Source organism: Paenibacillus sp. 7523-1, assembly GCF_002276415.1.
In the GTDB taxonomy this organism is placed as follows: domain Bacteria; phylum Bacillota; class Bacilli; order Paenibacillales; family Paenibacillaceae; genus Paenibacillus; species Paenibacillus illinoisensis_A.
On record NZ_NPBR01000032.1, the window covers coordinates 1 to 15,137 of the forward strand.

Annotated in this window: 16 protein-coding genes; 1 reads left to right on the forward strand and 15 read right to left on the reverse strand. The window is 47.8% G+C overall.

What is annotated here, in order from left to right; all coding sequences use genetic code 11:
• Positions 1-189: 189 nt before the first annotated feature.
• Positions 190-738 carry a 2TM domain-containing protein gene (locus CHH60_RS28245; protein WP_095362227.1) on the reverse strand — a complete coding sequence of 183 codons (549 nt, stop codon included), beginning with the start codon at positions 736-738 and terminating at the stop codon, positions 190-192.
• A gap of 86 nt (positions 739-824) precedes the next feature.
• Here CHH60_RS28245 and CHH60_RS28250 point away from each other — a divergent pair, with 86 nt between their 5' ends.
• Positions 825-1,424 carry a TetR/AcrR family transcriptional regulator gene (locus tag CHH60_RS28250; protein ID WP_095362228.1) on the forward strand — a complete coding sequence of 200 codons (600 nt, stop codon included), beginning with the start codon at positions 825-827 and terminating at the stop codon, positions 1,422-1,424.
• 142 nt (positions 1,425-1,566) lie between these two features.
• Here the strand turns inward: CHH60_RS28250 and CHH60_RS28255 are convergent, their stop codons facing one another.
• From CHH60_RS28255 to hslO, 14 genes are all read right to left on the reverse strand, one after another.
• Positions 1,567-2,904, reverse strand: a complete 1,338-nt coding sequence (locus CHH60_RS28255; RefSeq protein WP_095362229.1) for a TrkH family potassium uptake protein — start codon at positions 2,902-2,904, stop codon at positions 1,567-1,569.
• 158 nt (positions 2,905-3,062) lie between these two features.
• On the reverse strand, positions 3,063-4,574 hold the full coding sequence (gene lysS, locus CHH60_RS28260) for a lysine--tRNA ligase (RefSeq protein WP_095362230.1): 1,512 nt from the start codon (positions 4,572-4,574) through the stop codon (positions 3,063-3,065).
• A gap of 124 nt (positions 4,575-4,698) precedes the next feature.
• Positions 4,699-5,178: a transcription elongation factor GreA gene (gene greA, locus CHH60_RS28265; protein ID WP_095293395.1), complete on the reverse strand. Its 480-nt coding sequence runs from the start codon at positions 5,176-5,178 to the stop codon at positions 4,699-4,701.
• A gap of 244 nt (positions 5,179-5,422) precedes the next feature.
• Complete coding sequence (gene dusB, locus CHH60_RS28270) at positions 5,423-6,442, reverse strand: tRNA dihydrouridine synthase DusB (RefSeq protein ID WP_095362231.1); 1,020 nt, start codon at positions 6,440-6,442, stop codon at positions 5,423-5,425.
• A gap of 139 nt (positions 6,443-6,581) precedes the next feature.
• Entirely contained in the window at positions 6,582-6,785 is a 204-nt protein-coding gene (locus CHH60_RS28275) for a helix-turn-helix domain-containing protein (protein WP_095293384.1), read from the reverse strand.
• On the reverse strand, positions 6,737-7,285 hold the full coding sequence (gene folK, locus CHH60_RS28280) for a 2-amino-4-hydroxy-6-hydroxymethyldihydropteridine diphosphokinase (protein ID WP_095362232.1): 549 nt from the start codon (positions 7,283-7,285) through the stop codon (positions 6,737-6,739). The genes CHH60_RS28275 and folK overlap by 49 nt, the downstream gene beginning before the upstream one ends.
• Positions 7,286-7,294: 9 nt before the next feature.
• Positions 7,295-7,657: a dihydroneopterin aldolase gene (folB, locus tag CHH60_RS28285; RefSeq protein ID WP_095362233.1), complete on the reverse strand. Its 363-nt coding sequence runs from the start codon at positions 7,655-7,657 to the stop codon at positions 7,295-7,297.
• Between the two features lie 104 nt (positions 7,658-7,761).
• A complete protein-coding gene (gene folP / locus CHH60_RS28290) occupies positions 7,762-8,625 on the reverse strand; it encodes a dihydropteroate synthase (RefSeq protein ID WP_095362234.1) in 864 nt (287 codons plus the stop codon).
• A complete protein-coding gene (locus CHH60_RS28295) occupies positions 8,622-9,506 on the reverse strand; it encodes an aminotransferase class IV (RefSeq protein ID WP_095362235.1) in 885 nt (294 codons plus the stop codon). The genes folP and CHH60_RS28295 overlap by 4 nt, the downstream gene beginning before the upstream one ends.
• Positions 9,507-9,508: 2 nt before the next feature.
• Positions 9,509-10,084: an aminodeoxychorismate/anthranilate synthase component II gene (gene pabA, locus CHH60_RS28300; protein WP_095362236.1), complete on the reverse strand. Its 576-nt coding sequence runs from the start codon at positions 10,082-10,084 to the stop codon at positions 9,509-9,511.
• Between the two features lie 47 nt (positions 10,085-10,131).
• The gene (locus tag CHH60_RS28305; protein ID WP_095362237.1) at positions 10,132-11,703 is read right to left on the reverse strand and encodes an anthranilate synthase component I family protein; all 1,572 of its coding nucleotides are present in this window, start codon (positions 11,701-11,703) and stop codon (positions 10,132-10,134) included.
• Between the two features lie 141 nt (positions 11,704-11,844).
• Positions 11,845-12,783 (reverse strand): cysteine synthase A, encoded by a 939-nt coding sequence (cysK, locus tag CHH60_RS28310; RefSeq protein ID WP_095293377.1) that lies wholly within the window; start codon positions 12,781-12,783, stop codon positions 11,845-11,847.
• A gap of 350 nt (positions 12,784-13,133) precedes the next feature.
• Positions 13,134-14,084 carry a peptidyl-prolyl cis-trans isomerase gene (locus tag CHH60_RS28315; protein WP_095362238.1) on the reverse strand — a complete coding sequence of 317 codons (951 nt, stop codon included), beginning with the start codon at positions 14,082-14,084 and terminating at the stop codon, positions 13,134-13,136.
• 23 nt (positions 14,085-14,107) lie between these two features.
• A complete protein-coding gene (hslO, locus tag CHH60_RS28320; RefSeq protein ID WP_095362239.1) occupies positions 14,108-14,995 on the reverse strand; it encodes an Hsp33 family molecular chaperone HslO in 888 nt (295 codons plus the stop codon).
• Between the last annotated feature and the right edge of the window lie 142 nt (positions 14,996-15,137).

Below are 15,137 nucleotides of genomic sequence, written 5' to 3' on the forward strand. Positions count from 1 at the left end.
CATATTTTTTATACAAGTACTTTTTCGAAAAAGATTGTATATTCTAATTCCGTACCCATTAACATCCCTTTGTTTAAACTTTAGGTTCGCTGATTATTTGGTCAATCGCTTCAGGAGACTATATAAAGTGTTAACAATTAAATGCCTGTTACTTGCTGATATATAATTTCTGAATAACTCTCTTATTCTCTATTCGACTTTCTTTGCTGGCATCTTCTTGGGCCATAGGGTATAACTGAAACTGATTATAAAGTCGATGACCAATATAACTCCCCACACTCTTACGATGTTCACGAATGCTTCAGTACGGGCAGGATCACCAATCCACCAGATCATAATCAATAAGAAGGAACTCCCTATGATGTAGGCAGCCAGATGTCGAAACCATCCATGCCTTTCCTGACTTGCATGTTCGCTTCCGTATGTTTTCCTGCTGCGTGGATTCTCTCCACCTCTAAACCAAAATAAAAAGTATCGATCTGCCCACGCAATCATCTGGTGGCCAAAAGCAATACTAACACCTATATATATGGCTGCGATGCCATGCACCATACTCGCTGTAGCCCCTCTTTGCAGATCCATAACCGTAGCCACTAATAGCAATAAATCGATAACAGGTGTCGCCATCAGTAAACCAACACCCAGACGCTTCATACCTAGCAGGTATCTTACAGATAATCCGGCAGCAACGAAAATCCAAAAGGCAATTTCACATCCTATTATAAAATAGGCAATCATCATAACCCCTCCCTTTATAACACAATTGTGCTAAATAAAATTTAACACGTTTGTATTATATTAAGCAATAGTGTTATAATTCACATATGCCTAAAATAGTAGATCATGACAAACAGCGACTCCTTGTCGCTGAAGCAGCTTGGCGCATTATACGCAGAGATGGCATGGAGCAAGCATCTGTCCGAAATATTGCCGAAGAAGCGGGTATATCTGCCGGTTCAATGCGTCACTATTTCTCAACTCAATCCGAATTACTCCTATATGCAATGAATTTGGTATCCGATAGGGTATCAAGCCGAATTAAGCAGATGTCGTTCAACGGTTCTCCTATAGAGAATATGAAACTTCTACTGCTCGAATTCATGCCAAACACGGACGAAAAAATGGCCGAAATGGAGGTATGGTTTGCTTTTACAGCCAAGTCCAAAACTGATCCGGCTCTCAAAGCACTCGCTGACAAGGTTTATGATGAAATCAGACAAGCCATAGCCACGGTAATCACGTACATTGTTAAACTTAATCTCTCACGAGCTAACCTCAATGAAGAACTGGAGATAGAGCGTCTCTATGCCCTAGTGGACGGACTGTCCATTCACGCCGTACTCAGACCCGATCAGATGACCTATGAAATTATGGAAAATGCTCTTTCTCTACATCTCGCAGCATTGTGTCGTGCAGAAGAATAAAACTTTGTACCGTTTTATTACAACTAGACTTAACGAAAGCTTGAACAACAGAAGACATGACCATAAAACAAAAAAACCGCCAGACGTTTCGAGTCCACTTCCTGTTATTGCAGGAGGTAGACCGCTGTCTGACGGTTTTTCTCTATCCGATAATAATCCGTCCTTCCGGATGACGGTACAACTTCTTCTCTTTACGCGGACGAAGCGCATACGCAATGGTTAATGGTCCGATCCGGCCAACAAACATCGTAAAACAGATAATCAATTTTCCTATATCCGTTAATTCATGAGTCACCCCTACGGACAGACCCACTGTCCCTATTGCGGAAGCTGCTTCAAACATCAAAGGCAGGAATGGTGCATCTTCGGTTGTAAGCAGGAGCATGACCACAATCATGAAGATGATTAACGAGACCATAATGATGGTCAATGCCCTCATGAGCAGTTCTTTGGGAACACGAGAACGGAAAAACACAATATCCTTATTGCCGCGGATCATGGCATATACCGCTCCAATCATAATCAGGAACGTCGTTGTCTTGATTCCGCCACCGGTTGAACCCGGTGAAGCTCCAATAAACATGAGCAGTATGAAGAAAAACTGAGTCGCCTGTCTCATCTCCGTTATATCAATCGAGCTTGTTCCAGACGATCTTGTAGACACAGACTGGAAGATGGAAGCATAGATTTTCTCAGGCCAGGTCAGTGAAGCAAGTGTATGTCCATTAGTGAATTCAAAGATAAACACCACAAGGGCTCCAATACCAATCAGCGCACCAGACACGGAAAGTACCAACTTCGACTGAAGCGACAAACGACGACGTTTATGAAACTCAAACAGGTCATTCAGAACCACAAAGCCGAGTCCACCAGATATAACGAGCACAGATGCAGTCAGGTTAAACAACAGGTCCCCGGTATAATGCTGAAAGCTGTTGCCAAACAGGTCAAATCCACCGTTATTAAACAGGGAAACCGAGTGAAATATCCCATAGTAGGCTGCTTGTCCCAGAGGCATTTCGGCTGCCCAGCGCAAAGCCAGGATCACAGCAGCCACACCCTCAATCGTAAAGGAAAAAATCAGTACCTTACGGATAATGCGCACAATACCTTCCATGCTGTCTGCATTAATGGCCTCTTTCAGAAGCAGTCTGTCTTTGAGGGATATCCGTTTACCCAGGACAAGTGCAAACAGCGTTGCAATGGTCATGAAGCCGAGTCCGCCAAGCTGCATGAGTACCATGATGACAATCTGTCCAAACAGATTAAACGTCGTTCCTACATCCACAACGACCAGTCCGGTCACACATGCTGCTGAAGTCGCCGTAAATAACGCATCAATGAACGCCAGATGCTCACCGCTTCGGTTTGAAATAGGCAGCATCAGCAGAATGGTACCAATAGAGACAATCAGCAGGAAACCGCCAACCAAAATAAGCGGGGGTGACAGAAATTTGGCAATGTGAAGCCTGAATTTCATGAAGGGCACCTCTTTTAACATAATACAATCTATAGTCAGATCAAAACGAACCAAGGAGCCTTGGAAAGCGTCCTATGTAAACCTAAAGAGGAACTTGCCCCAGCATGATACTGAATGGCAGGTTCCTCTTCTATTATGAACGTGTAATACGTTCCTTATTATTCTTGCGTACGTGGACGCATGTGAGGGAAGAGCAGTACGTCACGAATGGACGGTGAGTTGGTCAACAACATGATCAGACGATCGATCCCGATACCCAATCCGCCTGTTGGCGGCATTCCGTATTCGAGTGCACGAATGAAGTCGTCATCCATTTCGTGTGCTTCATCATTTCCGTGTTCTTTCTCCAGCAGTTGTGCTTCAAAGCGTTGACGCTGATCAATTGGATCATTCAACTCGGTGAAGGCATTCGCGTGCTCACGTCCAACGATAAATAGCTCGAAGCGGTCTGTGAAACGCGGATCTGCATCACTTTTCTTCGCCAGCGGAGAAATCTCAACTGGGTGTCCCATAATAAACGTTGGCTGAATTAGTGTTTCTTCAACAAACTGTTCGAAGAATGCATTCAAAATGTGGCCAAACGTCATATGCGGCTCAACTGGAACCTTGTGCTCTTTGGCCAGCTGGTGAGCTTCTTCATCTGTCATTTGCACGGAGAAGTCCACACCAACGACTTCCTTAACCGCATCCACCATCGTTACACGGCGCCATTGCGGAGTAAGATCTACTTGGTAGTCAGCATATTGGATCACTTGTGTTCCAAGCACTTCCTGCGCAATATGAGCAACCAGATTTTCGGTCAATTGCATGATATCTTTATAGTCGGCATAAGCCTCATACAGCTCAATCATCGTGAATTCAGGGTTGTGACGAGTTGACATCCCTTCATTCCGATAGACACGGCCGATTTCATACACTTTTTCGAGTCCACCTACAATCAGACGTTTCAAGTGAAGCTCAATCGCAATACGCATGTACAGCTCCATGTCGAGCGCATTATGATGCGTAATGAACGGACGTGCAGCCGCACCACCAGCGATGCTGTGCAGTGTAGGAGTCTCCACTTCAAGATAGCCAAGGGAATCCAGGTAGCGGCGCATCGACTGAATGATTTTGGAACGTGTAATAAAGGTCTGTTGTACTTCTGGATTCATGATCAGGTCTACATAGCGCTGACGATAACGCAGCTCTACATCGGTGAGACCATGGTATTTATCCGGAAGCGGGTACAGCGACTTGGACAGCACTTCCAAATCTTTTACTTTAACCGACGTTTCACCGGTTTTGGTCTTGAAGACTACACCGCTAACTCCAACGATATCGCCAAGGTCCAGCAGACTGAAAGCCGCAAACTTGTCCTCAGCTACCGTATCCTGACGAACATAGATCTGGATTCTGCCGCTCAGGTCCTGAATATGCGCAAAGCTTGCCTTACCCATTCCCCGCTTCGCCATAATCCGTCCGGCAATACTGACTTCGATCTGCTTCTCTTCCAGCTCTTCCTTGGTCAGTGTTTCATACTTCTTCAGAATAGAACCGGCTTCTTCGGTACGTACGTATTTTTGGCCAAAAGGGTCGATTCCCAATTTGCGGAGCTCGTCCAATTTGTCGCGGCGAATTTGCAAAAGCTCGCTGAGTTCGGTTTCCTGATTCAAGACTTCATCCGTCATGATCTATATTCATCTCCTTATTTACATTGCAGACATCCTCAGATGTGTTCTTCCTCAAATGTTGAAAAAAGCTTCCCTAAGGAAGCTTTTGTCTCCGTGCCCGACTGCTTCATTACAATACTAACTATTGCTTCTTAATATCTACAATTTTATATTGAATTACGCCAGCTGGTACGCTTACGTCAACAACGGTGCCTTTTTTCTTACCCAAAATGGCTTTTCCAACAGGGCTTTCGTTCGATATTTTGTTCTGAAGCGGATTGGATTCCGCGGTACCTACAATTGTGTACTCTGTAATGTCTCCGAATTCCAGATCTTCTACAGTTACGGTTGCACCTACGCTTACCGCATCGGTATCGATTTCATCGCTGTTGATGATCCGCGCATTCCGGAGCATTTTCTCCAGAGTGATGATACGACCTTCAATGAAGGCTTGCTCATTCTTCGCGTCTTCGTATTCGGAGTTTTCACTGATATCGCCATACCCGATGGCTACTTTGATCCGTTCAGCCACTTCGCGGCGCTTAACCGATTTCAGTGTTTCCAGTTCTTCTTCCAGCTTCTTGAGTCCCTCTTGTGTAAGGATAACTTCCTTATCGCTCATCTCAACCGATTCTCCTGTCATGGGAATAATTTGATTGCACGGGAACGGAACCAATGCTGAATACAGAGCTCCGACCGCATATATCTTCAAAACTATATGAAGTTCTCCAGAGAAACAGAACGTTCCTCCTGATGCACTAGCCTTATAACACACATGGCGAATTTATACTGTGAAATTATAGGGGAACGATCTCGAAAAGTCAATGTTACGCCCCTTATATTTGTAAACGTTTTACAGGACAGGATCAGGATGCATTTTCGGCTACCGCTGATTCCGCATCAACGTACTCTTCATTTTGAATCTGGCCTACAAAGTTCTCCAGAATCTGTACCATCTGATCACGTTTGGTTCCTTCCATAATCACGTCCTTGATGCGCGCAGAGCCTTTCAATCCTTTCAGGTACCAAGCCAGATGTTTACGCATCTCCTTAACCGCTACGGCCTCATTCTTCAAAGCAATCAGACGGTCCATATGGAGAATGGCAACACGGATTTTCTCTTCTGCACCCGGATCAGGAAGCAATTCCCCGGAACTCAGGTATTGAATAGTACGATACAGCATCCATGGATTACCCAGTGCAGCTCGGCCGATCATGACCCCATCACAGCCCGTTTCGTCCAGCATGCGACGTGCATCTTCCGGTGAAGATACATCTCCGTTCCCGATCACCGGGATGGAGACTGCTTCTTTTACATTTTTGATATGGGACCAGTCAGCCGTTCCTGTATAGAGCTGCTCACGTGTACGGCCATGCACACTTACAGCCTGACCTCCAGCACGTTCTACCGCGAGTGCATTTTCAACGACGAAAATGTGCTCGTTATCCCAGCCGATACGCATCTTGACGGTCACAGGCTTCTCGACTGCGTCCACTACAGCGGATACCATATCATAGATTTTGTTCGGATCAAGCAACCAGCGCGCTCCTGCATCACAGTTCGTTACTTTTGGCACAGGGCATCCCATGTTGATGTCGATGATATCTGCGTTGGTTTCTTTGTCTACAATCTTGGCTGCTTCTACAAGCGCTTCACGGTCTCCACCAAAAATCTGCAGGCTCAGCGGTTTCTCCCGCTCATCTACAAACAGCATCTCACGTGTACGTTTGTTGCCATGCACGATGGCTTTGCCACTTACCATTTCCGCACATACAAGCCCTGTTCCGAATTCTTTTGCAATCAGGCGAAAAGCCGGATTACACACGCCAGCCATCGGCGCAAGTACGACCTGATTTTTCATTTCAATGCCACCGATTTTCAGCATTTCTGTGTTTCTCTCCTTCTGAATACCGCAGATTCTTACAAGAGTCCCGGTCATGTTGTGCTATATACAATCAACGATTAACGATATGTGTCTTCATAAAACACGTTATATACTCATGAGTGACTATAGTGAATGAACCTTACTTACCCTGCATTTCTTCAACGCTGATGTTCAGCACGCTCGCAATGCGTTCCAGCTCTTGTTCGGATACCTTGCGGTTCCCCCGTTCAATCGTTCCCAGAATCGCAAGCGATATGCCAGTACCAGCTGCAAGTTCCTGTTGCGTTAAACCTTTCAGCTTCCGAAAGGCCCGGATGCGGCTCGCCAGTTGCACGTTTTCCAAAGCTGTATTCCATCCTTTCCATCCAGTACAGACAACGATGAGTGTACATAGGTATACAAGCCTGAAGGCTCGCCTTCAGGTACGATATCTGACAATGGAACAAGCACAAATGCCCGTTCGCCCATCCGCGGATGTGGTAATTGAAGCAATTCGGTATCCCGACTCTGCCCATTCATCCAGAGCAAATCGAGATCTACTGTTCGAGGACCCCAGCGAATATCGCGGACTCGTCCAAGCCGATTCTCGACTTCCAGCAATTCGGTCAGGAGCTGCTCGGGAGTAAGACGCGTCTGTACTGCAGCAGCCATATTCAGAAACGAGGGCTGATCCACATAACCTACAGGCTCTGTCTGATATAGCGATGAACAACGAAGGACTTCTATATCAGGATGTGCATCGAGTAACGTCAGCGCTTCAAGCAGCGTCTGTTCCCGGTCACCTAAATTGGCCCCTAAAGCAATATAAGCCTCTGAATATTCAGAGGTCGAATGTGCAGTCATGATCGGTTCTCACTTTCTTGTGCGGCGAAGCTCTACCGTTACGCCCTCAAAATGAATATCAAACGGTGGATGCGGCTTCGTCACCTTAACTGTCAAAGCATTGATAATAGTATAAGTGTCCAGTAACGAAGATGCAATATGTTCGCCCAAAGCTTCAATTAACTGGAATGATTTGTTTTCCACAATATGTTTCACAAGTTCATGAATTTCGGCGTAATTAACGGTCTTGGTCAGATCATCTGTACGCCCAGCTTCCCCAAGATCCATATCCAATTCGAGATCTATGTAGTAGCGCTGTCCGAGCTTCCGCTCTTCTGCAAAAACACCATGATATCCGTAATATTCCATCCGATGCAGTACCATTCTATCCATAGGATTCGCCCGCCTTCTATATAATTGAGATTGTGTGTTACTACTCGTTCGTTACCTCGTGTAAAACGCTACGCTTCTAGAGCGGGTCAATCGGACCCGCCAGGTTATTTCCTCCGTAGACCCGGAGAGGCATACAACATGGCATCACACATGTCCGCCGTCCGCCGGATCGGCTTCACATCATGAACCCGGACCATCTGGCAGCCTTGGGCGATGCCAAATGCAACTGTTGCTGCCGTCCCTTCTATTGCGTCATTCGCCTGCACTTGAAGGGTGTTCTGAATGAATCGCTTGCGTGAAGTAGCCAGCAGAACCGGATACCCCATCTCGTTAAGAAGTCCAAGAGAAGACATCAGCGTCAGATTCTCGGTCAGATCCTTCACGAAGCCAATACCCGGGTCGAGAATAATCTGATCCGGATGCACTCCGGCATCCAAGGCAATTTGAATGCTTTCCTGCAGATCTTGAACCACATCATCGAGATAACTTGTGTAATCCCGCTCGGGTCTATTGTGCATCAAAATGATTGGACATCCCAGATCCGCAGCCGTGCGGGCCATATCCGGGTCTGCCTTGGCTCCCCATACATCGTTAATAATGTGAGCACCGGCTAGGATAGCCTTCCGTGCAACTTCCGCCTTATAGGTATCTACGGATATCGGAATATGCGGAGCCTGGAGCTGCAATGCTTCGATCACAGGTATGATTCGACTGAGCTCTTCCTCGGCACTGACGGTCTCCGACCCCGGGCGTGTGGATTCGCCTCCGATATCAATCAGATCTGCTCCATCCTCCATCATCTGTATCGCATGGGCAACTGCCAGATCTACCTGATTATAGCGTCCTCCATCGGAGAAGGAATCCGGCGTAACATTAAGGATGCCCATGATCTGTGTCCGTGTGCCAAGCTTAAGTTCAGCTGGCCCCCATGAATAGTCCCGTTCGTAAATGACTGGTGTGAGTGTCATGAAGTATACCCCGCTTTCTGACGGTACATACCCAGAAGTGCTGCTGTAACCGGGCCGATATGTCCGTTACTGATTATCGTTTCGTTTCCGTTCTGTCCTCGTAAAGTCGTAACCGGCACAAGCTCTGCTACCGAGCCTGTCAGGAATATCTCATCTGCTTCCTGCAGCTCATTCCAGGTATACAAGCCCTCGGCGCTGGCTAATCCCATATCAGCTGCAAGTTCCAGAACTGCTGCTCGAGTGATGCCTGGTAATATCCCCGTCTCGATAGATGGTGTATGGAGAACACCCTGCCTCACCCAGAATACATTGCTGACAATGCCTTCAGCCACATGACCTTCCCGGGTCAGCTGCAGGCCTTCCGCCCCTTGAGCAGGCTTACCGTATCCATTCAATTCCCGTTTGGCCAGGATGCTGTTCATGTAGTGCAGTGATTTGAAGCGTATATTGCCTTCAGGTGTGTTGCGAACCGTCGATAAGCACTGAAGCATTCTGCCCTTCTCGTATAAGGATGGAGAGGGCTCAGGTAATGCTTTTGCAAATACAATATGATTGGGTCGATCATAATCCCCCGAGGGCAATCCTAGCGCTGCTTCACCTGCTGAAACCGTGTATCGTACGTACGCATCTCGAAGCGCGTTTGCCTGCAGCAGACGATCGATCCATTCCTTCAGTTCCTCTACTGTCGTAGTAAATGGGATTCCAAGCTCCGCACAACCTGCGGCCATTCGTTCCAGATGGCGTTCCAGCAAGAAGGGGACGCCTTGATAAGTCCGAAAAGTCTCGAACAAGCCCAGTCCGTACAAAAAGCCGTGATCCGTTGCCGGAACCACGGCTGCCGCCATATGAACCACATTTCCGTTTATCGCGGCGTACTGCATTCCTATACCTTCACCTTCTGGGAAAGAAAGTTACGCAGCATCTGATGCCCATGATCTGTAATGATCGATTCAGGATGGAACTGCACACCCTCAATGGCAAACTCCTTATGGCGCAATCCCATAATTTCACCTTCTGCCGTCTCGGCTGTGATCTCCAGGCAATCCGGCAAACTGCTGCGCTCTACAATAAGGGAGTGATAGCGGGTTGCCGTAAAAGGGGAAGGCAGTCCGGCAAAAACAGACGTTCCATGATGATGCATTTCCGAGGTTTTGCCATGCATCATGCGATCTGCACGAATAACGCTGCCTCCAAAAGCCTGTCCAATGGCTTGGTGTCCCAGGCAAACGCCAAAGATCGGAATACTACCCTTGAAATGATCGATGACAGCCAGACTGATGCCTGCTTCATTCGGAGTACAAGGTCCAGGAGAGATCAAAATATGATCAGGTGCCAATGCCTCAATGCCTGCCAAGTCAATCTCATCATTCCGGCGAACCTCCACCGTCTCTCCCAGCTCACCCAGATATTGAACCAGGTTATATGTGAAGGAGTCGTAATTGTCTATAACCAGTATCATATTCTTGTTCCTCCTCTTCTTCCGTCATGTAATGACGGTTGCTTCAATTAGTATAGTTTGACTGCTTCCGCTTGCTCACTGTAGTTCACGGCCCTCATCATGGCTCTTGCCTTATTCCGGCACTCCTTGTATTCCCGATACGGATCAGAGTCAATAACAATGCCTGCGCCCGCTTGAACATAGCCGACTCCATCCTTGATGGCAAGCGTTCGGATGACGATGTTCAGCTCCATATTCCCACTGTAGTCCATCCACCCGATCGATCCTGTATAGGGACCTCTCCGCACAGGCTCAAGTTCCTCAATAATTTCCATGGTCCTTACTTTGGGAGCCCCGGTAATCGTTCCACCAGGGAAGGTGGCTGCAATGACATTGAAAACGGATAGACCATCGGCAAGTCTCCCCTCGACTTGGGAAACCAGATGCATAACATGCGAATACTTCTCGATGGTCATCAGTTCGGGTACATGAACTGATCCATAGGCTGCAATGCGCCCAATATCATTGCGCTCCAGATCAACCAGCATAATATGCTCTGCCCGTTCCTTCTCACTGTTCAACAGCTCAGCGGCCATGGCTTCATCCTCGGCTGCGTCACGACCTCTTCTCCGGGTGCCCGCAATCGGGCGTGCACTTACCTTGCCGTTATCCACTTTGACAAGAAGCTCCGGTGAACCACTCACCAGTTGAAAGTCTGGACTGCGAAGCATTCCCATATACGGCGATGGGTTCACAAGACGCAGCCATTCGTATATATGCTCGGCAGTGGACTGGAGTTGCTTTTCCTGCCGCAGCGAAAGGTTCACTTGGAACACATCACCCTGCCGGATATATTCCTGTACGGTGCGTACAGCCTGTTCGAAATCCTGTTGGGGAAATGATGTCTGCCATCCTTCCGTTTCCCTGTCCGCCTCTTCCTGCTTCTGCGCCTGCTGCATGTGCCTGCTGCGATGCTCCAATGCTTGCTGCTGCTCCTCTGCCTGAGCATAGCCCACAATGTGCAGCCATCGCTGCCGCATGGCTTCAGCTCGCTCTTCAGCTTCTGCATACAAGACTTGAAGGTGTGCCTCGTCCGATTCAGCTCTTAGCGGCAGATGGACCATGCAGTACAGTGCCTCTTGTTCATGATCATATGCCCAAAGCTCTTCAAAACGCATCCACCAGTAGTCAGGCAAAGCGGGATTGTCTTCAGCGAGCGTTGGCAGCTTCTCCAGTGATCTGGCTACGTCATAGCTGAGGTAACCTGCACTCCCCCCACCAAAATCAGGAGCCTCACTCACTTTAGGGGCAGTGTACGGAGCTGACCACCTTTTTAACACATCCAGCGGTTTACCCGTATCTGTGGACGTCAATCCTTTTTTCAGATCATAGATGACCGCTTCATGTCCCTTGCCTGAAATAACGGATACCGGGTGCAATCCCAGAAATGTATATCTTCCGCCCTTCCCGTTCTCCAGCACCATGGAATAGGGCGATGCTTGCTGCCAAGCTGCTTCCCATGTTAACGGTAAACCGCCATGAACCGGTCCCTCATCCGACTTGATCATGTACGGCATCATGGTCCATCCTTGTCTGGCCCACTCTGTCCAGTCGGCGTATGTTGTCATCAGGTGTGTCATTTGCGGTTAGCCGCCCTCCATCTGTCGCTAGTTCTATTGTCTGATAGTATACTAAAGCACCGCATCTTTTAAAAGCATTCAGCAAAAAATCCCCCATACCCAGCATGTGGGTACGGAGGATTGATATCATTATGCTTACACCTAAGCTTCGAAGTTGTATAGTGGTGTGCTGAGGTAACGCTCTCCGTTACTTGGCACGATAACAACAACACGTTTGCCTGCACCCAGCTGTTTGGCTACTTGCAGACCTGCACGAATCGCTGCACCGGAAGAAATACCGGACAGAATGCCCTCTTCCTTCGCAACTTGACGAGCCGTTTCGAACGCATCATCATTCTCAATGTGAATGATCTCGTCATAGATTTCCTGATCCAAAATCTCAGGAATGAAGTTCGCACCGATTCCTTGAATTTTGTGAGGACCCGGCTTGCCGCCTGCCAAAATTGGAGACGCGGCTGGCTCTACAGCGACGATTTTGATCGAAGGGAAGGCTTCTTTCAATACTTCGCCTGTACCTGTAATTGTTCCGCCTGTACCAATCCCTGCAACAAAGGCATCCAATGTACCACCAACAGATTGAATCGCTTCAACGATCTCCGGACCTGTTGTTTCACGGTGGATTTTTACGTTTGCTTTATTCTTAAATTGCTCAGCCATGAAGTATGTTGGGTTTTCCTTAAGCAATTCTTCTGCTTTTTTGACAGCACCGTTCATTCCCTCGGATCCTGGCGTGAGCACCAGCTCAGAACCATAGGCACGAAGCAAGTTACGACGCTCCAAGCTCATCGTTTCAGGCATAACAATGACAGACTTGTAGCCTTTGGCTGCAGCTACCATTGCAAGACCAATTCCTGTGTTACCGCTAGTTGCTTCAATGATGGTATCACCTGGTTTCAGCTTGCCTTCTTTTTCCGCTTCTTCTACGATGCTGATCGCAATACGGTCCTTAACGCTCGAACCTGGATTCTGATACTCAAGTTTCACGAATACTTCAGCACTGCCTTCAGGTACGATACGGTTGAGACGAACAAGCGGAGTACCTCCGATGAGTTCTGTTACGTTATTAACAACTTTAGCCATATGAATGCCCTCCTTAGTGGGATGAATAATACTTAAGTCCTGTTGCTTATATTGCGCGGCCGGAGCAGCCTCTTGATGTTATAGAAGAACTGCGGAAATCCTTTACTCCATCTGGCCCAAATGCATATCCATGGAATGGATCTGAGGTTTCCGAAGGTTTCTTAGGGTTAAACATTGCTTTTAATCCGAGTAAACGAGTAGGTATTTATTATTTTTATCTTATCAACGTTGCACGCCATTGTCAATATGAGTACTCAAAAAAATACTCTGTCCTGGGCCCTAAGCCTGTAGACAGAGTATTTTTTATCACGGTGCAGCATCCCAAATAACTATCCACCGATCAGTGAAAATCAGGAAGCAGGAATTTCGGCGATAATCACGGCTTCATATTTGTTGCGCAGCCTCTCTTCCACCTGGGGAAGTGGATCAGCCTGGCTCAGAGCCAGCTGCATCCGGATATCTTCACGTACCTCTTCTGCGGATTGAACCTGGGCATCCTGCTTATCGTTTAATTTGATAATGGCATATCCATCCTCGACCTGTACTGGCCCAGCAATATCACCAACATCCAATTGTTCAGCCAGGTTCATGACGTCTTCCGGCTGAAACGGATCATTCTGTTCAATCCAGCCAAGCCGCCCTCCAGCGTCACGGGTGAAGCTGTCTGTTGATTCTGCCTTTGCCATATCTTCGAAGTCTGCACCCTGCTCCAAATCATCCAGTAACGAATCGGCTTGCTCTTCATCTTCCACCATAATCATGGACAGATCGTATTTCTCGGGAGAGATGAAGTCCTCGCGATGCTCGTCCCAATAATGCTCAATGTCTGCATCCTTGACCTGAATGCCGCTCGTAGCGATTTTCTCCAATAAAAGCCGATAGCCAGCTTCCAGCTCAAGCTCTTGTCTCGTCAGGCCAAGCTGGGACTTCATCTCGTCAAAGTATGCCTGCTCCGAATCATAGCCATCCATCGCAACAGACAGTTCCTTCGCTATTTCCTCCGGAGTGACTGTCAGATCCCGATCAACAGCCTCCGCATAAACCGCTTTGCGGTTCAGCATCTGAAGGAGCATATCACTGCCATAACGCCGTTTCAGCGCATCGGTCCATTCCTTGTCCGTAATGACCTCTCCGTTAATTGTGGCAATGGCGCTTCCTTCCTCCTGACCTGTATCATGAGGTGCATCTGCATCATCCCGACCTGATCTCATACCCTGAACCACCATTACCGTCCCCATCACAAGCATGCCGAGCGTCAGGACAATTACAGCCGTCCACAGCCCTTTTTCCTGTCTCGTCATTCCGCGTCCCGTCCCCGCTTATATCAGTTCTTGGCTTGCTCTAGAATGGTCTCGAGTTGTTCTTTATTGAAATCATAAGCTTCATTGCAGAACTGGCACACCACTTCTGCTTGGCCTTCTTCTTCGATCAGCTGCTCCATTTCGTGCTGACCCAGACTGATCAACGTTGCTTCGACCCGTTCCCGGGAACATTGACAGCGGAAATGAATGTCCATTCCATCCATAACCTGTACATCCGGCAGTACACGCTTCAGCAATTCTTCCAGTTCAAGCCCTTGCTCCAGCAGCGTCGTCACAGCAGGCAACGTGCCGATAGCATTCTCAATTACGGTAATTTCATCGTCGGTCAGCCCTGGTAGCAGCTGTATAATGAATCCGCCGGAGACAATGACCGAATTGTCGGTATCTACAAGTACGCCAACGCCTACAGCAGAAGGTGTCTGCTCCGATTTGGCAAAATAGTATGTGAAGTCTTCGCCCAGCTCTCCCGAAACAATCGGTACACTGCCACGATAAGGTTCCTTCAGGCCAAGGTCCTTCGTTACATTCACGAAGCCTTCTGTGCCCACAACTCCTCTAACGTCAAGCTTACCCATACTGTTGCTTGGTAAATGCACATGCGGATTCGTCACATATCCACGAACTTCCCCTTTGGCATTCGCATCGGCAACAATCTGCCCAATGGGACCGTCTCCCTTGACTTGAATGGTCAGCTTCTCTTCACCTTTAAGCATTGCACCCATGATGGCTGCAGTGGTTACCGTACGCCCCATGGCAGCTGTAGCCGTGGGAAACGTATCATGTCTTCTGCGCAATTCCTCAACCAACTCTGTTGTTTGGACAGCAAAGGCTCTAACCCGTCCTTCCATTGCTGTACCGCGAATCAAGCGGTCCTGTTTGTTGTTTTCCAAGTCATTCAGCCTCCTTTGGCGTATACTATAGTATCTCTGATACACGTATATAAATTGAATGTGATATTCGTTCAACTTATAAACCCGTTCAATTTACAGAAAAAACGGCACAATACGTAAGACTGGTAAATCAGCCCGCTGC

Excerpts from the sequence above, each read along its gene's own strand:
- CHH60_RS28245 (WP_095362227.1), bottom strand. The coding sequence starts at position 738 with ATGATTGCCTATTTTATAATAGGATGTGAAATTGCCTTTTGGATTTTC.
- CHH60_RS28250 (WP_095362228.1), top strand. The coding sequence starts at position 825 with ATGCCTAAAATAGTAGATCATGACAAACAGCGACTCCTTGTCGCTGAA.
- folB (WP_095362233.1), bottom strand. The coding sequence starts at position 7,657 with ATGGATAGAATGGTACTGCATCGGATGGAATATTACGGATATCATGGT.
- lysS (WP_095362230.1), bottom strand. The coding sequence starts at position 4,574 with ATGACGGATGAAGTCTTGAATCAGGAAACCGAACTCAGCGAGCTTTTG.
- pabA (WP_095362236.1), bottom strand. The coding sequence starts at position 10,084 with ATGATACTGGTTATAGACAATTACGACTCCTTCACATATAACCTGGTT.
- CHH60_RS28295 (WP_095362235.1), bottom strand. The coding sequence starts at position 9,506 with ATGCAGTACGCCGCGATAAACGGAAATGTGGTTCATATGGCGGCAGCC.
- CHH60_RS28315 (WP_095362238.1), bottom strand. The coding sequence starts at position 14,084 with ATGACGAGACAGGAAAAAGGGCTGTGGACGGCTGTAATTGTCCTGACG.
- CHH60_RS28305 (WP_095362237.1), bottom strand. The coding sequence starts at position 11,703 with ATGACACACCTGATGACAACATACGCCGACTGGACAGAGTGGGCCAGA.
- folP (WP_095362234.1), bottom strand. The coding sequence starts at position 8,625 with ATGACACTCACACCAGTCATTTACGAACGGGACTATTCATGGGGGCCA.
- dusB (WP_095362231.1), bottom strand. The coding sequence starts at position 6,442 with ATGCTGAAAATCGGTGGCATTGAAATGAAAAATCAGGTCGTACTTGCG.
- CHH60_RS28255 (WP_095362229.1), bottom strand. The coding sequence starts at position 2,904 with ATGAAATTCAGGCTTCACATTGCCAAATTTCTGTCACCCCCGCTTATT.
- greA (WP_095293395.1), bottom strand. The coding sequence starts at position 5,178 with ATGAGCGATAAGGAAGTTATCCTTACACAAGAGGGACTCAAGAAGCTG.
- folK (WP_095362232.1), bottom strand. The coding sequence starts at position 7,285 with ATGACTGCACATTCGACCTCTGAATATTCAGAGGCTTATATTGCTTTA.
- cysK (WP_095293377.1), bottom strand. The coding sequence starts at position 12,783 with ATGGCTAAAGTTGTTAATAACGTAACAGAACTCATCGGAGGTACTCCG.